General features: G+C 54.5%; 11 protein-coding genes and 1 CRISPR repeat array (1 of these 12 running past the window's edge). Of the genes, 8 read left to right on the plus strand and 3 right to left on the minus strand.

Features of this window, described 5'->3' with window-relative positions; all coding sequences use genetic code 11:
* The first annotated feature begins 211 nt into the window (after positions 1-211).
* From GM556_RS07345 to GM556_RS07365, 5 genes are all read left to right on the plus strand, one after another.
* Positions 212-3,481: an efflux RND transporter permease subunit gene (locus GM556_RS07345; RefSeq protein ID WP_155579693.1), complete on the plus strand. Its 3,270-nt coding sequence runs from the start codon at positions 212-214 to the stop codon at positions 3,479-3,481.
* Positions 3,482-3,489: 8 nt separating this feature from the next.
* A complete protein-coding gene (locus GM556_RS07350) occupies positions 3,490-4,680 on the plus strand; it encodes an efflux RND transporter periplasmic adaptor subunit (protein ID WP_370513462.1) in 1,191 nt (396 codons plus the stop codon).
* 8 nt (positions 4,681-4,688) lie between these two features.
* Complete coding sequence (locus GM556_RS07355) at positions 4,689-6,356, plus strand: efflux transporter outer membrane subunit (RefSeq protein WP_099027478.1); 1,668 nt, start codon at positions 4,689-4,691, stop codon at positions 6,354-6,356.
* 126 nt (positions 6,357-6,482) lie between these two features.
* Positions 6,483-7,577 carry a catalase gene (locus tag GM556_RS07360; protein ID WP_155579694.1) on the plus strand — a complete coding sequence of 365 codons (1,095 nt, stop codon included), beginning with the start codon at positions 6,483-6,485 and terminating at the stop codon, positions 7,575-7,577.
* A gap of 3 nt (positions 7,578-7,580) precedes the next feature.
* A complete protein-coding gene (locus tag GM556_RS07365) occupies positions 7,581-8,129 on the plus strand; it encodes a cytochrome b (RefSeq protein WP_155579695.1) in 549 nt (182 codons plus the stop codon).
* A gap of 88 nt (positions 8,130-8,217) precedes the next feature.
* Here GM556_RS07365 and GM556_RS07370 read toward each other — a convergent pair whose 3' ends face one another.
* The 3 genes from GM556_RS07370 to GM556_RS07380 all read right to left on the minus strand — a co-directional run bounded on the left by GM556_RS07370 (position 8,218) and on the right by GM556_RS07380 (position 11,504).
* On the minus strand, positions 8,218-9,609 hold the full coding sequence (locus GM556_RS07370) for an NAD-dependent succinate-semialdehyde dehydrogenase (protein ID WP_155579696.1): 1,392 nt from the start codon (positions 9,607-9,609) through the stop codon (positions 8,218-8,220).
* 27 nt (positions 9,610-9,636) lie between these two features.
* Complete coding sequence (locus tag GM556_RS07375; protein WP_155579715.1) at positions 9,637-10,797, minus strand: iron-containing alcohol dehydrogenase; 1,161 nt, start codon at positions 10,795-10,797, stop codon at positions 9,637-9,639.
* 113 nt (positions 10,798-10,910) lie between these two features.
* Positions 10,911-11,504 (minus strand): TetR/AcrR family transcriptional regulator, encoded by a 594-nt coding sequence (locus GM556_RS07380; protein WP_155579697.1) that lies wholly within the window; start codon positions 11,502-11,504, stop codon positions 10,911-10,913.
* A 113-nt stretch (positions 11,505-11,617) separates the two neighbouring features.
* On the opposite strand from GM556_RS07380, the gene GM556_RS07385 reads away from it, so the two are divergent.
* The 3 genes from GM556_RS07385 to GM556_RS07395 all read left to right on the plus strand — a co-directional run bounded on the left by GM556_RS07385 (position 11,618) and on the right by GM556_RS07395 (position 14,735).
* Positions 11,618-12,349: an AraC family transcriptional regulator gene (locus tag GM556_RS07385; RefSeq protein WP_155579698.1), complete on the plus strand. Its 732-nt coding sequence runs from the start codon at positions 11,618-11,620 to the stop codon at positions 12,347-12,349.
* An 88-nt stretch (positions 12,350-12,437) separates the two neighbouring features.
* Complete coding sequence (locus GM556_RS07390; protein ID WP_155579699.1) at positions 12,438-13,340, plus strand: dihydrodipicolinate synthase family protein; 903 nt, start codon at positions 12,438-12,440, stop codon at positions 13,338-13,340.
* A gap of 72 nt (positions 13,341-13,412) precedes the next feature.
* Entirely contained in the window at positions 13,413-14,735 is a 1,323-nt protein-coding gene (locus GM556_RS07395) for an esterase family protein (protein ID WP_155579700.1), read from the plus strand.
* 313 nt (positions 14,736-15,048) lie between these two features.
* Positions 15,049-16,036: direct repeats of the CRISPR family, unit length 29 nt; unit sequence CGGTTCATCCCCGCGGGGGCGGGGAACAT (it continues 1,603 nt past the right edge of the window).

A 16,036-nucleotide genomic window follows, 5' to 3' on the forward strand; every position in this document is an offset into this window, starting at 1 on the left:
TTGTAACATAAACTCATGAAACTACGCTTTATCTGTAGAGGATATGTGAAATGGAAGGAGCTATCTTCTCTCATTTTATTCCCTATACCCCCGGCTTACAAAGCCGTCATAAACTTGACTAAAACAGTATTTAATACGCCGCTCCGTCATTTTTGTTTAAATTAAGACTAACACTCTTTTGCCTCTGCAATAACAGGAAACCACCTGCATCATGAATGCCATTGTCATCACCGCGCTCAAGCGGCCTCTGACCTTTGTGGTCTTGTCGATCTTGATTGTGATGTTTGGGGTAATGTCTGTTTTTAAAACACCAACAGACGTCTTCCCTAATATCAAAATCCCGGTCGTCTCAGCGGTATGGACCTATGGTGGGATGCTGCCAGAAGAGTTTGCTGGCCGCATCATCTATAATTACGAACTCATGGTGACCTCTACCGTAGAGGGCATCGAGCATATGGAGTCCAACTCCTATTACGGGCGCGGGATTGTCACCATCTTCTTCCAACCCGGGACGGAGATTGGCGAAGCAGAGGCAGAAGTAACCGCAATCTCTCAAACAGTCATCAAGCAGCTGCCGGTGAATATCCCAGCCCCGATGATTATGCGGCTGGATGCCTCCTCTGTCCCCGTGATTTCACTGCAAATTACCTCCGACAAGCAAACACCATCCGACCTTTATAAATTAGCGATGATTCGCGTCCGGCCCCTTCTCGTCACGGTAGAGGGCGCGGTGGTACCGCACCCTTATGGCGGGATGGATAGTTTTGTGATGGTCACGCTGAATCAAGACCAGCTCCGCGCTCATCACCTCTCAGCGATGGATGTGCAAAATGCCATGCATAATCAAAACATCGTCCTCCCCGCTGGTGACCAAAAGATTGATGCTGTGGATTGGATGGTCCAAACCAACGCCACCCCTAAGAGCATGAAGGCTATCGGCAATATCCCCGTCAAACGCGTAGGCAATGCCGTCATTTACGTGCGTGATGTAGCCGATGTGTATCGCGGCGGGCATCCACAAACCAACCTTGTGCTGGTCAAAGGCCGACAAGGCGTTGAGGTTGTCGTCATGAAAAGTGGTGAGGCTTCCACGCTAGATGTCGTGGATGGTGTGAAAAAAGCCCTCCCCCGCCTACGGGCCGTCTTACCAGATGATGTCAATGTCAGCATCCTCACAGACGCCTCCATCTTCGTGAAAGACGCGATTAAAGATGTGGTGCGGGAGATGGTCACAGCGGCCTTCCTGACCGGGATTGTGGTGCTGCTCTTCCTTGGCTCGTGGCGGTCCACCGTCATTATTGCCACCTCTATCCCGCTGGCCATTCTCTGCTCTGTCATCGGGCTAAGCTGGGCTGGTGAATCCATCAATGTCATGACCCTTGGCGGGCTGGCTCTCGCTGTTGGTATCCTCGTTGATGATGCCACGGTGATGATTGAAAATATCGATACCCATCTTGAGATGGGTAAAGAGCTTGAGCCTGCTATTATTGATGCAGCGAATCAAATTGTCACAGCGACCTTTGTTTCCACCACCTGCATCTGCATTGTGTGGCTCCCTCTCTTTGAGCTTGGAGGGGTAGCGGGGTATCTCTTCCGCCCCATGGCAGAAGCGATCATCTTTGCGATGATTGCCTCTTTTATCCTCTCCCGGACACTCGTCCCCACCATGGCGAAATATCTGCTCGCTAATCATAACCATGGCCATGATATTCCAGATAGAGAGCAGCATATTGCCGATAGCAACGCCGCTGCTATAGCCGCAGGCCACCCTGCCCAACGTGGAGATGGGACAGATAGCCATAACCGTTCCGCTCCCCTACCAGCACGCAGCGGCTTTATGGGAGCTTGTATCCGCTTCCAACAAAGCTTTGAGGAAAAGTTCAATCTCTTTCGCGATAGCTATTACGCTCTCCTCGTCCGCTGTGTGGAGCAACGTAAGCTCTTTGTCGGGGTGTTCTTAGGGCTTTCTGTCCTCTCTTTGGGGCTCTACCTCACTGCGGGACGGGACTTCTTCCCGGAGACAAAATCCAACGCTCTACAAATGCATATGCGTGCCCCACTAGGCACACGTATTGAGGTTGCAGGGCGTATCGCTGCCCTCGTCTCTGACCGTATCGAGCGTGACCTCCCCGGCCAAGTGGAAGAAATTGTCAGTAATTGCGGCCTGCCAGAAGGGGCACATAATCAGGCCTTTATCCCAACACCTACCATCGGCACGCAAGATTGCGACCTGACCATCGCCCTCAAAAATGAGGCCTCCCCGGTATGGGATTATCGTGCCCTACTGCGTAAAGACCTCTCCGCGCAATTCCCCGGTACGGTCTTTACCTTCCAACCAGCGGACCTGACAGCCAAAATCCTCAATTTTGGCTCCCCCGCGCCGATTGATATTCAAATTAACGGGCCAGATATTGCCGATAATTACGACTATGCGCGTAAAATCATCGCCCGCTTACGTCATATTCCCGGCACGGCGGATGTGGTCATCCAGCAAACGATGAAAACACCCACCTTGATGATTCGTGGTAACCGGACCTTCAGTATGGCCACCGGCCTCACCGAGGCCGACCTCGCCAATAACCAGCTTATGACACTCTCCGGCTCCAGCACGGTGGACCCGCAATTCTGGCTCGACCCCAGTAATGATGTCACCTTCCCGCTCAATACCTACGTCTCTCAAGACCAGCTCACCCATTTGAGCGACCTGCTGACCATCCCCGTCGATAAAGGCGATGGCAACCCAACCGGGACGGGGGACCAGTTGCTCGGCAGCATCAGCACTGTTGTGCCAACAGGCACACCGGGCGAGGTCTCACATTTTAACTCCATGCCCGAAGTTGATATTTACGTCTCGACCGAAGGGCGCGACCTTGGGGCTGTGCTGGTAGATGTTAAGCAGGTCATCGCCGATACCAAGCCCCTCCTGCCCAAAACAGCTGCAACAGACATCCACGGGGCAGCGGTGACGATGTATAGTGCTTATAGCCAACTCGTCCTCGGGCTGATGGTCTCCATCGTGCTGATTTATCTGCTCATTGTCGTGAACTTCCAATCTTGGACGGACCCTTTCATCATCATCACCGCCCTACCCGGCGCGTTAGCGGGGATTGCATGGGCCTTATTCCTCACCGGGACACGCCTCTCCGTCCCGGCTCTGACGGGGGCCATTATGTGCATGGGGACAGCAACGGCGAACTCCATCCTCGTTGTATCCTTCGCAAGAGAGCGGATTGAGCTCCACGGCGATGCCCTACGCGCTGCAACAGAGGCCGGGCGAGAGCGTATCCGCCCCGTGCTGATGACAGCCCTTGCTATGATTGTGGGGATGATCCCCATGGCGACCTCCAACTCCACCAATGCTCCCTTAGGCCGGGCTGTTATTGGTGGGTTGATTGTCGCCACACTCTCCACGCTCCTGTTTGTCCCCTGTGTTTACGCCATCATCCATAACCGTACTGCCTCTCATAAGGAGACCATCTAATGGCCAGCATGTCTCGCAACCGTAAATTACTGCTCGGCCTGATTGCCTTAGTGCTGGGCCTTTACATTGCCTCATTATTGATAGGCCGCATCGCCCATATGGCCCATCTCCATAACGTAGCGGAGGAAAGTGCCGTCCCCAATGTCGCGGTCATTCTGCCTCATAAGGCTGATAGCAAGGTAAGCCTCACCCTCCCCGGCACGATTGACGCATGGTACCAAGCCCCCATTTATGCTCAGGTCTCTGGCTATGTGAAAATGTGGTACAAGGATTACGGGGCTGTCGTTCATCAAGGCGATGTCTTAGCCGAGATTAACGCCCCCGCTTTGGATGCCCAATATGCCCAAGCGCGTGCTGACCTCGACGCCCAACAGGCCCGCTATAATCTGGCCTCTGTCACGGCTAACCGTTGGCGGGCCATGGGCAAGTCCCAGGCTGTATCGGGCCAGTCTGTCTCTGTTGCCACAGCGGATGAAAAAGCCGCCCTCGCTACATTAGAGGCCGCCCAACGTAACCTGGACCATTTCGCCGCATTGGAGAAGTTTAAGCAAATTGTCGCGCCTTTTGATGGCGTGGTAACGGAGCGTTCCATCAATGTGGGGGATTACGTCAATAGCGGTGGGGGCCAGCTTAATGCCACCGGTGGCGCGTCTGAGCTGTTCACCGTGGCAGATACACACCGGCTGCGCTTGTTCGTCTCCGTACCGGAAATCTTCTCCTACATGCTGACAGACGGCCTCACAGCGCACATCCATGTCCCGCAATATCCGGGCCGGACTTTTGAAGCCAAGTTCCTCACCGCCTCGCTCGGTTATGACCCTAACACACGGACAGCCGTCTCCGAGTTCACCTTGGAGAATAGCGACCATGCCCTCTGGCCAGGGACCTTCGCCTCAGTCGAGCTGAAAGCCAATAATAACGCGGCTCATTTGCTGAAAATCCCCACCGGTTCGCTCGTCTTTCAAGAAAAAGGCATGCAAGTTGCCACGGTGGATGCAAAGAGCCATGTGCATTTTAAAAATATCCGCGTTGGTAAAATGGCTGATAGCTCTACAGAGGTCCAAGCGGGGCTTAATGCTGATGACCGCATCATCAATAACCCACCGGCTGACCTGCTAGAGGGCGACCCCGTCCATATCGTCACCCCTGCGCGTGGTTATAACCAAAGCGGCTGGGAAGAATCCGGGGATGATGACTAATGCCTAGCATGACAACCACACCCTCCACCCTCGCCAGCCCTGTACAAAAAACACGCCATTGGCTGGGACGGTTTGCCCGCCATACAGCCCTTGGGAGTGGCCTGCTGGCCCTCACCGCCCTGGGCGCGTGTGACCTCGCCCCACGCTATGAGCCTCCGCATTTTGTCGTACCTGATAGCTGGCAGGGCCAAGCCCCTTTTGCTGTCGCCCAGCCAGCTGATGCCACCTTACCTACAAACTGGTGGACCCTCTTGCATGACCCGCTCCTTGATAAGCTAGAGGACCGCGCCATCGCCGAGAATGGCGACCTCCAAGCTGCGGCGGAACGCTTCCTCCAAGCACGCTCTTTAGTCGCTAAAGCACGCGCGGGCCTTCTGCCTCATCTCAGCCTTGATGTAGGCGGGTCTGATAATAAACAATCAGCCGATAGGCTCTTTCGTAACGGGGCTACGCTAACCCAAACGCAAGAGGAATATGCAGGCCTGGCCTCATGGGAGCCAGATATTTGGTCCTCCATCCGTAACCGGGTGAGAATAAACCGGCAAGCTGCTCAACAATCGGCGGCACAATTTGCGATGGCACGCCTCAGCTTGGAGGCCGAGCTTGCAAGTGATTACATCCAGCTGCGCGGCTATGACGCACAGATTGCTATCTATCAACAATCCATCGCCTATTATCAGCGTGCGCTTAATGTCACACGCACACAACTGAAATATAAAGCCGCCCCCCGGTTAGACCTCGCCCGTGCAGAGGCACAGCTCTACACCACACAAGCCGCGTTATATGACATCCAAGCCGCCCGTGAGGTGACAGAACATGCGATTGCTGTCCTGACCAATAGTGCGCCTTCTAGCTTCCATATCGACCCGGTAACGGCGTTGGACTTCCACCAACCTTCAATCCCCACCGGGGTGCCATCAGCCTTGCTGCAACGCCGGCCTGATATTGCCAGTGCAGAGCGGGAAATGGCCCAAGCAAACCGTGCTATTGGCATTGCGCGCGCCGCCTTTTACCCGCATTTCTCCCTTAATGCGGATGCAGGCTTTGAGGCCAATGGCTTCAAGCTTGCCAATCTTGCCAACTCCCTCTGGACATATGGCGCACGGATGAACATCCCCCTCTTTGATGGTGGGATTCACCGTGCTGAGCTGCAGCGCTCTTGGTCAGCCTATCGGGAAACACGGGACCAATACCGCACGACCGTCCTCTCGGCCTTCCGCGAGGTGGAAGATGGCCTCTCCCGCACCAATCGCCTTGCGTTGGAGAACCAAGCCCTCCAAAAAGCTGTTAATGCGAATATGGAGACCCAGAATATGACCATGACGCTCTACCAAGGTGGGGTCGGCACATATCTGGATGCTATCTTCAGCCAAGAAAACACCCTCCGCAGCCGCATTGCGCAAGTGGAAGTTGCTACACGGCTTTACCAAGCAGATGTTGCTTTAATCCGCAGCCTTGGCGGGGGCTGGGATGTAAAAGACCTCCCCAGTATGGGTGAGACCCTCTCGGTCGGGGCCTTCCAATATGAAGGGCTGCACCACCCCAAACAGGTGGGTGATGTCCATGCCTCCGAACATCCCGAAGCGCATGAGGACCTCACTCATGATGCCCCCGATGCTGTAGGCCGTGGCACCAATGCTCATCTCAAACCGTTGCCCATTGGGGCCATGCCGTAACGCAACACCCGCCCCATCGTGATGGTCTCACGTCATGATGGGGCATAGTCTTTTCTTCCTATTACCCCATACATCTGATAAGCCTGAGAGCACATTCCTCATCTTTTGCGAAGGAGATGCTCTCTTATGGCGCGCTCCCCCCATTCAGCGAGTCCAGCCCGCTGGGCTGCTGTCATTCTGCCACCTTTATGCTTGGGTGGCTTTCTAGCGTGGTCGGCTGGCTTATTAACCCCGGCCTCCATCTCGCCCTCCCATTTTATGCAACGCTTCCATAATGCTGGGGCCCCTAATACAGGATTCCGCCGCGCCCATGCCAAAGGGATGTGTGTAACAGGCTGGTTTGACCCCTCACCAGAAGGCCGCGCCCTCTCCCATGCAGGGGTCTTTAAAGGGGAGCATCTTCCCGTTATCGGGCGTTTCTCACTCGCACCCCCGCTGCCTTATTTGCCCGATAACCCTAACATAGCCCGCAGCTTAGCCTTGCAGATTCGCACGCCTTCGGGGGATGATTGGCGCATGGCCCTTGTTGATGTACCGTTACAATCCATGCGGGACATTGCTGATGCTTACGCCTTCTTCAAAGCCGCACGGTTAGACCCTGTAACCCATAAGCCAGACCCGGAGGCAGTTAAGGCCTATGCCGCCCAACGCCCTTGGCTAAACACCGCCTTTGAGCAAGCAAAAGCCCATCAACAAACATCCGACCTGACAAACGATACTTATAACAGCCTGGACAGCTTCATCCTGACAAATGATGCGGGGAAGAAAACAGCCGTCCGCTGGGCTGTACAGGCAAAAGAGCCTTTCCGCCCGGCTGAGGGGAGCGGTGCGAATGATGGCAATTACCTCTTCAAACGCTTAGTGCAAACGCTAGATGAACGCCCCCTAAGCTGGGATATTGTAGCCACCATTGCCCGTGAGGGCGACCCGGTGAACGACCCCAGCCAACCTTGGAATGACGCAGACCAAAAAGTTACCGTTGGCACTGTAACCTTCACCAAAGCCTATAGCGAGGATGAAAATCCCTGCGGCCCTATGGTCTTTGACCCCACCATCCTCCCAGAGGGCATTAGCGTCTCGCAAGACCCCTTACTCGCCCTGCGAGCCTCGGTGTATATGAAGTCTTACGCAACACGCTCTGCTGAGCATAAAACGCCGAGCATGGTCACCCCTAACGATGTCGCCAACCCGACCCTCACATCAGACGAGAAGGGCCAGTAAGCTATGTCACTTCCGCAAAATACGGGTAAGGCTGCGCCCTTCCCTCGCCTCTCCATCATGCTTCATTGGATCATGGCCGCACTCATCCTTGTGATGCTCTTTGTCGGGCTGTTTATGGCGCATATATCGAGCATCCATTATGCGGGCCTCTTTACATTGCACCGCACGGTCGGGTTCCTCATCCTACTGCTCGTGGTCATCCGGCTTATTAACCGCTTTACCAATCGCACACCGCCCCTCCCGGCAGACCTCCCCGGCCCCATGAAGCTCGCCGCCCATCTCTCCCATATCCTGCTCTATGGCTTCATGTTCGCCTTACCGCTGGTTGGCTGGGCTATGCTCTCAGCCGGGGGCTACCCCATTACCTTATGGGGCGGTTGTCACATTCCGCCTCTTATGGGCTTTCATCCCCATCTATGGGGTGCGCTACGCTGCCTACACAGCCTGCTCGCCTATGGGCTCATCCTACTCATCCTCGCCCATATCGGAGCGGCCCTACTACACGGCGTCATCCGCCGCGATGGTGTCATGGGCTCCATGTTAGGGCGGTAACCAATCCCAATTTGGCACAAAACACATAAAAAAGGCGGCCCTTTTACAGGACCGCCTTTTCCTTTACCCAAACGGTAAGTAGTAAGCCTCAGAAAGGAGCATCAATATCCACGATATTGATGAGCTTGTGATTCACAAACTCCTTAATACCAAGGTCGATAAGCTCCCGGCCATAGCCGGAGCGGGCAATCCCACCGAAAGGTAGCTCGGCCTTTGTCCCGGTTGGGTGATTGATGAACACCATACCAGTACGGATTTTTGCAGCCACACGGGCACCACGGGCTTCGTCCTTTGTAAAGACAGAGCCACCAAGCCCATAAGGGGAATCATTAGCGATGCGAATAGCATCAGCCTCATCTTTTGCCCGATAAAGCTGCGTGACCGGGCCAAAGAACTCCCAATGGCGTGCCTCATTCTTCTCATCCAGCCCTGTCATAATCATCGGCTGGAAGAATGCCCCCTGATTGGGGATAGGCAGAGGAATTGTCTCAACCTGTGCCCCATGCTTTTTGGCCTCTTCCACCTGGGCACGCAAATCATCAGCCGCTTTTTGGGAAGAGAGTGGCGCATAATTGGTGCTTGGGTCTAACGGATCACCGGCCTTCAGCTCAGAGATGCCTTTTTTATACAGCTCCACAAAACGGTCATAGAGGCTATCCACCACGATGATGCGCTTGGCAGACACACAAACCTGCCCTGCATTCCAATGGCGGCCAAACACAGCCCATTTGACAGTCTTTTCTAAATCAGCATCATCCAGCACGATAAAGGCATCACTACCGCCTAATTCCATCGTGGCTTTCTTCAACGCTTTACCGGCAATCCCTGCCACGACCGAGCCAGCCCCTTCCGAGCCTGTCAGGGCCACACCGCAGCTACGCGGGTCATTCAGCACCATTTCCGTATGATGACGAGCCAGATAGAGATTCTGGAACAAGCCTTTCGGTGCCCCTGCTTCCTCAAACAACTCCTGACACACCGCCGCACATTGCGGCAAATTACCAGCATGTTTGAGGATGACCGCATTCCCTGCAGAAATCTGCGGTGCTGCAATACGCACCACCTGATAATAAGGGAAGTTCCACGGCTCAATCGCCAGAACAATGCCCTGCGGCTCATACACAATCTTTGGTCGCCCAATGGCAGGGTTGGAGACCTTCAACTCCTCTGGCTTCAGAAGGTCTTCTGCATGCTCGGCATAATATTCGCAAATCTCGGCTGAGAGAATGACTTCTGCTTTGCCTTCAGCCAGCACCTTGCCCATCTCTAAAGCAGCAAGACGCGCTAATTTATCAGCATCCCGGCGCAATAAGGCTCCAAGAGCTTTTAAAACCTTCGCCCGCTCAGCAAAGCTTGTTGTCCGCCATGCCTCATAAGCCTCATACCCCCGGGCTAGTGCCGCTTGGACCTCTTGGTCCGTTGCCTCGGGGAATTGTTTGAGGACCTCATTCGTATAAGGGTTTGTTGTTGCGTAAGCCATAATATACCTCTTTCTCTTGCCCTAATTTTATAGAGCGCGTTCCAACACTTTGCGGCTAATTTCTGGGGTAATTTCCTCCCCTTCCCCTAAGGCTGTCATGCCGTGGTCTTTTAGCTGCGTGATGATAGGCTCAATCCCCTCATGGCCAATCTCATAAGCTGAGAGACGAACAGGAATATCCAACCCTTTAAAGAAGGCCTCAATCTGAGCAATCGCCGCATCAATCCGCTCATCCTCAGAGCCATCCTTTAGCCCCAGAACACGCGTTGCATATTGCAGCAGCTTCGCCCGCTTCTGCTCCCGCCGCTCCTTCAACATAGCCGGCAGAACAATGGCTAGAGTACGGGCATGGTCAATGCCATATTTCGCCGTGAGCTCATGCCCGATAGCGTGCGTTGCCCAATCTTGCTTCACACCAGCCCCAATCAGACCATTAAGAGCCTGTGTTGCGACCCACATCAGATTTGCCCGCAGGTCATAATCATCAGCAGGGGCTTTTGTGATGCGCTGTGCAATATCATGCAGACTGAGCAAAAGCCCTTCTGCGTAACGGTCCTGCACCATCGCATCTTGCGGCAAGGTCATATAAGCTTCCATCACATGGACGAACGAGTCCGCCACACCATTGGCCACCTGACGCGGCGGCAAGCTGAAGGTGCGTGTAGGGTCCAAAATGGAAAAAGTCGGGAACACATGCGGGTCAGAGAAGGCAAGCTTATCGCCTGTTTCCTTGCGGGAAATCACAGCAATATTGTTCATCTCCGAGCCCGTAGCAGGCAAGGTAACAACCGTCCCCAAAGGCAGAGCCTTTTTAACCGTCTGCCCCTGCTTTAACAGAATGTCCCACGGCTCACCTTCATAAGGTACAGCAGCCGCAACAAACTTGGTGCCATCCATAACGGAGCCACCACCAACTGCGAGGAGGAAATCCACCTTCTCTTTACGCGCAACCTCAACAGCCTTCATGAGGGTTTCGTAAGTCGGGTTGGCTTCAATCCCCCCAAACTCGCAGAAAACTCGCGACCCAAGGGCTTTGCGTACCTCTGCCAATGTGCCGGTCTTCTCTGCACTCGCCCCACCATAAAGGATAAGCACGCGCGCTTGCGGGCTAAGCTGCTCGTCCAGCTTGGCAATCATCCCTTTGCCAAAGAGAATCTTTGTCGGGTTATAAAACTCAAAATTATCCATAGCATCCTCGCTGATTCTGGACATACACTAAAAATAGACCGGTCATCTCGAAAATGAAAGGGGGGCATCCTTAAAAACCCTCTCATTACAAAAAACTCATATTAATAACCCTATTAGGAGGCTAATAGCTGCCGCGTTGCCACAAACGCATCCTCAAAAGCGGTTTGTTTATGCGTGACCTTAACAAGCAAGGTCGCCCCTAACCATGTTTGATATACAACAGATGCCGCTAAACGCGCAGGTAGAGCTTTTGTGATAGTCCCATCCTGTTGGCCTTCCTCCACCATACAGGCAAGCCGCGCAATAATGGCCGTTGTCCCTTCCTCCAAAATCAACCTCATGCGCTCGGAAAGGTCGGAGACTTCTGCCGCTAATTTAACGACAAGGCATTTCTCGTTCAAACAGCCATGTTGCTGCGCGTCCACCCAGCATTGGCAATAAGCGGATAATTTCTCAAAGCCCGTCTTGCCCCGCTCGGCAATCAGAGCATCCAGCTTTTGGAGATATTGCTCATTATACAGCTCCAACAATGCCGCACCGAAATGCTCCTTCGATTCAAAATAATGATAGAAGGAACCTTTAGGAATCTGCGCCGCCTCTAAAACTTGGCTTAATCCCACAGCGGAAAATCCCCGCTGGCTTATAAGCGGGCGGGCCGATTCCAAAATACGCCGACGCGCTTGCACATGCTTCCCTGCCACTGTCATGCTTTCATCCCCTATCAAAAACAAGCCTATCTGTCCAGAATTGAAATAGACTGGTCAGTCCACATCATTCCTCTGGACGCTCCCGCGCTCCCCTCAGTATCATACGCGCTGCTATGCCTGCTTCATTCACCCCGTCATCTTCTTCATCCTCTGGGCCGCTTTGGCATTATTGGCGCATACATCACCCTGATATTCGGGAGATGAGCATGGCATATGGTGCAAAACTGGCCCTCCCCTTGCATTTTCATCAAGAAGACCAACTCGCTTTCCTCCTAACGGGGTGTCGTCATTTCCTATTTCCTCATCGCAGCGTCACTCTTACAGCGGGGCAGGCTTTGCTCATCCCCGCTGGTACACCGCATCTCTCGCGTGATGATGACCCTGCCCGCATTGGGGACATATTATGCCTCAATCTCTATCTCACACCCCACCATTATCACGACCCAGCCGATTGCGCGGCCCTCCTCCAACAATCTGTTGGGGAACGCCCCACTCACATCACCATCATTCCCGCACCGGCTTTACCCCTCCCTATGCAGGATGGCACCCCCCTTCATTCTATCCAAACCCTTGCGCGAGAAGCTGGAATGAGTCGGGAGGCCTATTCCCGCCGCTTTCAACGCCAATACGGCGTAACCCCGCAGGCTTTTCGGCTTCTATGCCAATTAAACGAGGCTAAAGCACAACTCCGCACAGGGATAAACAACGTGCAAGCGGCCATGAATACGGGTTTTGCGGACCAAAGCCATATGGGCCGGCTCTTCCACCGGACCTTTGGCACCACACCGGGCCGCTATCGTCAGGACCCCACCATACCTCCAGTTACCCCCGCGCCGCTTTTATAAAACAAATAAGGTCACATTCCTTCTATACCGTGGTGCGGCCTCTCTAGCATGATGACGCACCCATTCTGTCTCATCATGAGGATAACTTATGAGCATCTCTTTCCACGGCCTGAGTGCCTTTCCCATTACCCCTATGCAGCAGGACAAACCCGATGAGGCACGCTGTGCTGCCCTCATCACCCGGTTGGTGGAGGCCAAAGTGGATTCCATCGGGGCCCTCGGCTCTACGGGGAGTTATGCCTTCCTCACCCACACGGAGCGGGAAAAACTAACACGCTTGGCCGTCAGCCATGCGGGTAGCATCCCCGTCCTTGTCAGCATTGGGGCTATTCATCTACGCGATACACTCCTACTTGCTGAAGATGCCCAAAAAGCCGGGGCAAAAGCCCTTCTTCTCCCCCCTATGAGCTACTTCCCCCTACGAGATGAAGAGGTCTTTACACTTTATGAGACCGTCAACCGCCATGTCTCCGTCCCACTCATTGTTTATGATACGCCCGGTACAACGCAGTTCCATTTCTCCGATGCGTTAATGCAGCATATTTGCGAACTTTCGCATGTCCGTTCCATTAAGCTCCCTAGCGGCTCCCCCACCGCTGAGGAAGCTGCTGCACGGATGGCACGCCTCCTCCCCACCCTGCCAGAGAGCATCACCCCCGGCATTAGTGGCGACCCAACCGCGGCCCAAGCCCTCATGCATGGCGCACGCATATGGTACTCCGAATGGGGCGGCTTGTTCCCTCGTCTAGCCCGTCACCTCACCGATGCGGCCCTTGCTAAAAATGAGGCTGAAATAACCCGCATTGAGGCGATATTCGCGCCTTTCTGGGCTATGAGTGCCCGTTATAATGGTTCACTACGCGTTATCGCCTCTACTGCGGAGATTATGAATCTAACAGGGCCGGGCGCGCTCCCACGCCCATTGCAAGGTGTCTCGCAAGACGATTACGACCAGCTCGCTACCCTCATCCACACACATCAACCCGTGTAAACTTCACCCACAGGCCCCGGCATAACGAACGGGGCCTGTATGTTTTGACCCAATTTATGATAGCGTGGGGCTATGTTCATCCGCTCACACGCCCCCATCTCTCTGTTAGCTCTCACTGTAAGAGCCGTGCTGGCTTTGGCCATCTTATGTCCTGCACTTGCTATCGCAGGCCCTTGTATGCCGCTAGACGCCCTCCACCCCCCGCACGCTAATACGACAGACCCCACCCAACCTTTCTATATCGATACATCCGGCTTAAGCGGCAGCGGTGTTATGCCCATTCATGACCCGCATAACCCACTTTATCCCCCTGCGACCGACCTCCCCGATGCCACACTCCCACCCCTCACCCAAAACGGTAATTACATCCTAGGCCCTACCCACACACTCCCCGCAGAGTGGAACAACACCCAACCCGCACAAGGCCGCTTGATTCACTTCACACTCTCATCCTCTCCTCAAAGCGGCTATAACCCCGGCATCGCCCGTGATGAGGCAGAGCCCTGCGCAACGGGGGTTCGCAATATGTCCACCAGCCACGCAGGCGACCCCTCACGCCTAGACGTCCCCGGTGCCCATCCCGCCCCTTGGCACCGTAGCGTTGATATTTATATCCCGCCCCATACACCAACAGACCATCCCCTCCCCTTTCTCATATTTGGTGATGCGGGCGATGACGGTATTTATCCGGGGCATGACCTATTCTCTTTGGTTGATGCCCTCATCAAAGCGCATCGCATCCCTCCGATGGTCATCATTGGTGTTGGTTCCGGCGGGGGTGATGCCCAAGGCAGCGAACGCGGGCGCGAATATGATACGATGTCCGGCGATTATGCCGATTGGGTCGAGGCCCATATCCTCCCTCTTGTAGAGGCAAAGGCTCACCTCCATCTCTCCCATAACCCTGATGACCGCGCGACCATGGGCTTTAGCTCTAGCGGGGCCGCCGCCTTTGCCATGGCGTGGTTTCGTCCCACGCTGTACCATCGGGTCTTGGCCTATTCTCCCTCTTTAGTGAATCAACAATGGCCATATAACCCCGCTCTACCCGGTGGGGGCTGGCAGCTCCATTCCCCATGGGCAGGCACACCGCAGGCTATACCACCCCACCCCGGCGCGGCCCTCATCCCAGCAAGCCCACGCCTGCCTTTACGCATTTGGTACGAGATGGGCGACCAAGACCTCTTTTACCCCGTGCACCCTATGCCTGATGGGATGCATGATTGGGTCCTCGCTGGCGAAAATCTCGCCCGTGTCCTTGCGGCAAAAGGCTATGCGTATCAATTTATCATCTCACGCAACGCCCAGCATGTCGATGGCCCCACAATAGACCAAACCCTCCCAGAAGCCCTAGAATGGCTTTGGCGGCCAAATCCCACACCCCGTCACAACTGACGATGAAGCAACGACCCTAGGTAAGTATCCCCGCAAGGCGGGGAAATGAGTCTGCCAGATCCCAAAGGGTCAAAAGATCGACCTGCACGATTTATGTGCAAGAACGCAGCAAACAAATCTTGAAAGGTATGACTTGCGAAACCATAATACGTGGGGTGAAGAGATCGCTTCAGTTAAAAAACAATCTCTCCACTGAACCTACAAACGTTTAATCAGTGGGTGACTTCAGAGCGGCCCCTAACGCCTGAAGCACCGGTATCTCCCGCGAAAGCGGGGGATACCGGCCCCAAATCTCTAAAAAACTACTGCATCACAATCCATCCCCGCGGGGGCGGGGAACATTTCGGATTAAGACTAACCATCTATCCACACTCCGGTTCATCCCCGCGGGGGCGGGGAACATTAAGATTAATAAGGTCATTCTGGCAGCTCCTGCGGTTCATCCCCGCGGGGGCGGGGAACATAAGCGCGAGGGTGAGCAGCCTCTGGCAATCCACGGTTCATCCCCGCGGGGGCGGGGAACATAATTATTTGAGGGATTGTATGCGGCTGATGACCGGTTCATCCCCGCGGGGGCGGGGAACATGGCTCTGGCGTTAATGAAAGATACGGGTCAGTCGGTTCATCCCCGCGGGGGCGGGGAACATTATAAATCGTCTGCTTTTCCTAAAGTGGATTACGGTTCATCCCCGCGGGGGCGGGGAACATCCGAATTTGTGGATAGAATTGTAAATCTGCCTCGGTTCATCCCCGCGGGGGCGGGGAACATTGCGGGGGTAAATCCCTCCTGCCGCATGAAATCGGTTCATCCCCGCGGGGGCGGGGAACATTGAATTGACGCCTGATTGACGCCGCCCCATTCCGGTTCATCCCCGCGGGGGCGGGGAACATGAATTTAGATCGTTATTAATGAACGATGAATACGGTTCATCCCCGCGGGGGCGGGGAACATGTCTTTTCAAACTAGAGACCAAACAACTGCCACGGTTCATCCCCGCGGGGGCGGGGAACATCTGTGTTAAATATCCCTCGTTAAAAATATTTCCGGTTCATCCCCGCGGGGGCGGGGAACATTTAAAGTATTGAGGTGAGTAGATTTTGCCAAACGGTTCATCCCCGCGGGGGCGGGGAACATGCAATTCCGGAATATCAAGATTGAGGGAGTTGCGGTTCATCCCCGCGGGGGCGGGGAACATTACCTGTCAGGAGAAGTGGAGAAATTTCTTTCCGGTTCATCCCCGCGGGGGCGGGGAACATTATCCCTCGTTAAAAATATTGCCCGTTACCTGCGGTTCATCCCC

Origin of the sequence: Bombella sp. ESL0378 (assembly GCF_009725845.1) — a bacterium.
Lineage (GTDB): Bacteria > Pseudomonadota > Alphaproteobacteria > Acetobacterales > Acetobacteraceae > Bombella > Bombella pollinis.

Bases quoted from the DNA above. Each gene is read 5' to 3' on its own strand.
- GM556_RS07345 (WP_155579693.1), top strand. From the start codon at position 212: ATGAATGCCATTGTCATCACCGCGCTCAAGCGGCCTCTGACCTTTGTG.
- GM556_RS07350 (WP_370513462.1), top strand. From the start codon at position 3,490: ATGTCTCGCAACCGTAAATTACTGCTCGGCCTGATTGCCTTAGTGCTG.
- GM556_RS07355 (WP_099027478.1), top strand. From the start codon at position 4,689: ATGACAACCACACCCTCCACCCTCGCCAGCCCTGTACAAAAAACACGC.
- GM556_RS07360 (WP_155579694.1), top strand. From the start codon at position 6,483: ATGGCGCGCTCCCCCCATTCAGCGAGTCCAGCCCGCTGGGCTGCTGTC.
- GM556_RS07365 (WP_155579695.1), top strand. From the start codon at position 7,581: ATGTCACTTCCGCAAAATACGGGTAAGGCTGCGCCCTTCCCTCGCCTC.
- GM556_RS07370 (WP_155579696.1), bottom strand. From the start codon at position 9,609: ATGGCTTACGCAACAACAAACCCTTATACGAATGAGGTCCTCAAACAA.
- GM556_RS07375 (WP_155579715.1), bottom strand. From the start codon at position 10,797: ATGGATAATTTTGAGTTTTATAACCCGACAAAGATTCTCTTTGGCAAA.
- GM556_RS07380 (WP_155579697.1), bottom strand. From the start codon at position 11,504: ATGACAGTGGCAGGGAAGCATGTGCAAGCGCGTCGGCGTATTTTGGAA.
- GM556_RS07385 (WP_155579698.1), top strand. From the start codon at position 11,618: ATGCCTGCTTCATTCACCCCGTCATCTTCTTCATCCTCTGGGCCGCTT.
- GM556_RS07390 (WP_155579699.1), top strand. From the start codon at position 12,438: ATGAGCATCTCTTTCCACGGCCTGAGTGCCTTTCCCATTACCCCTATG.
- GM556_RS07395 (WP_155579700.1), top strand. From the start codon at position 13,413: ATGTTCATCCGCTCACACGCCCCCATCTCTCTGTTAGCTCTCACTGTA.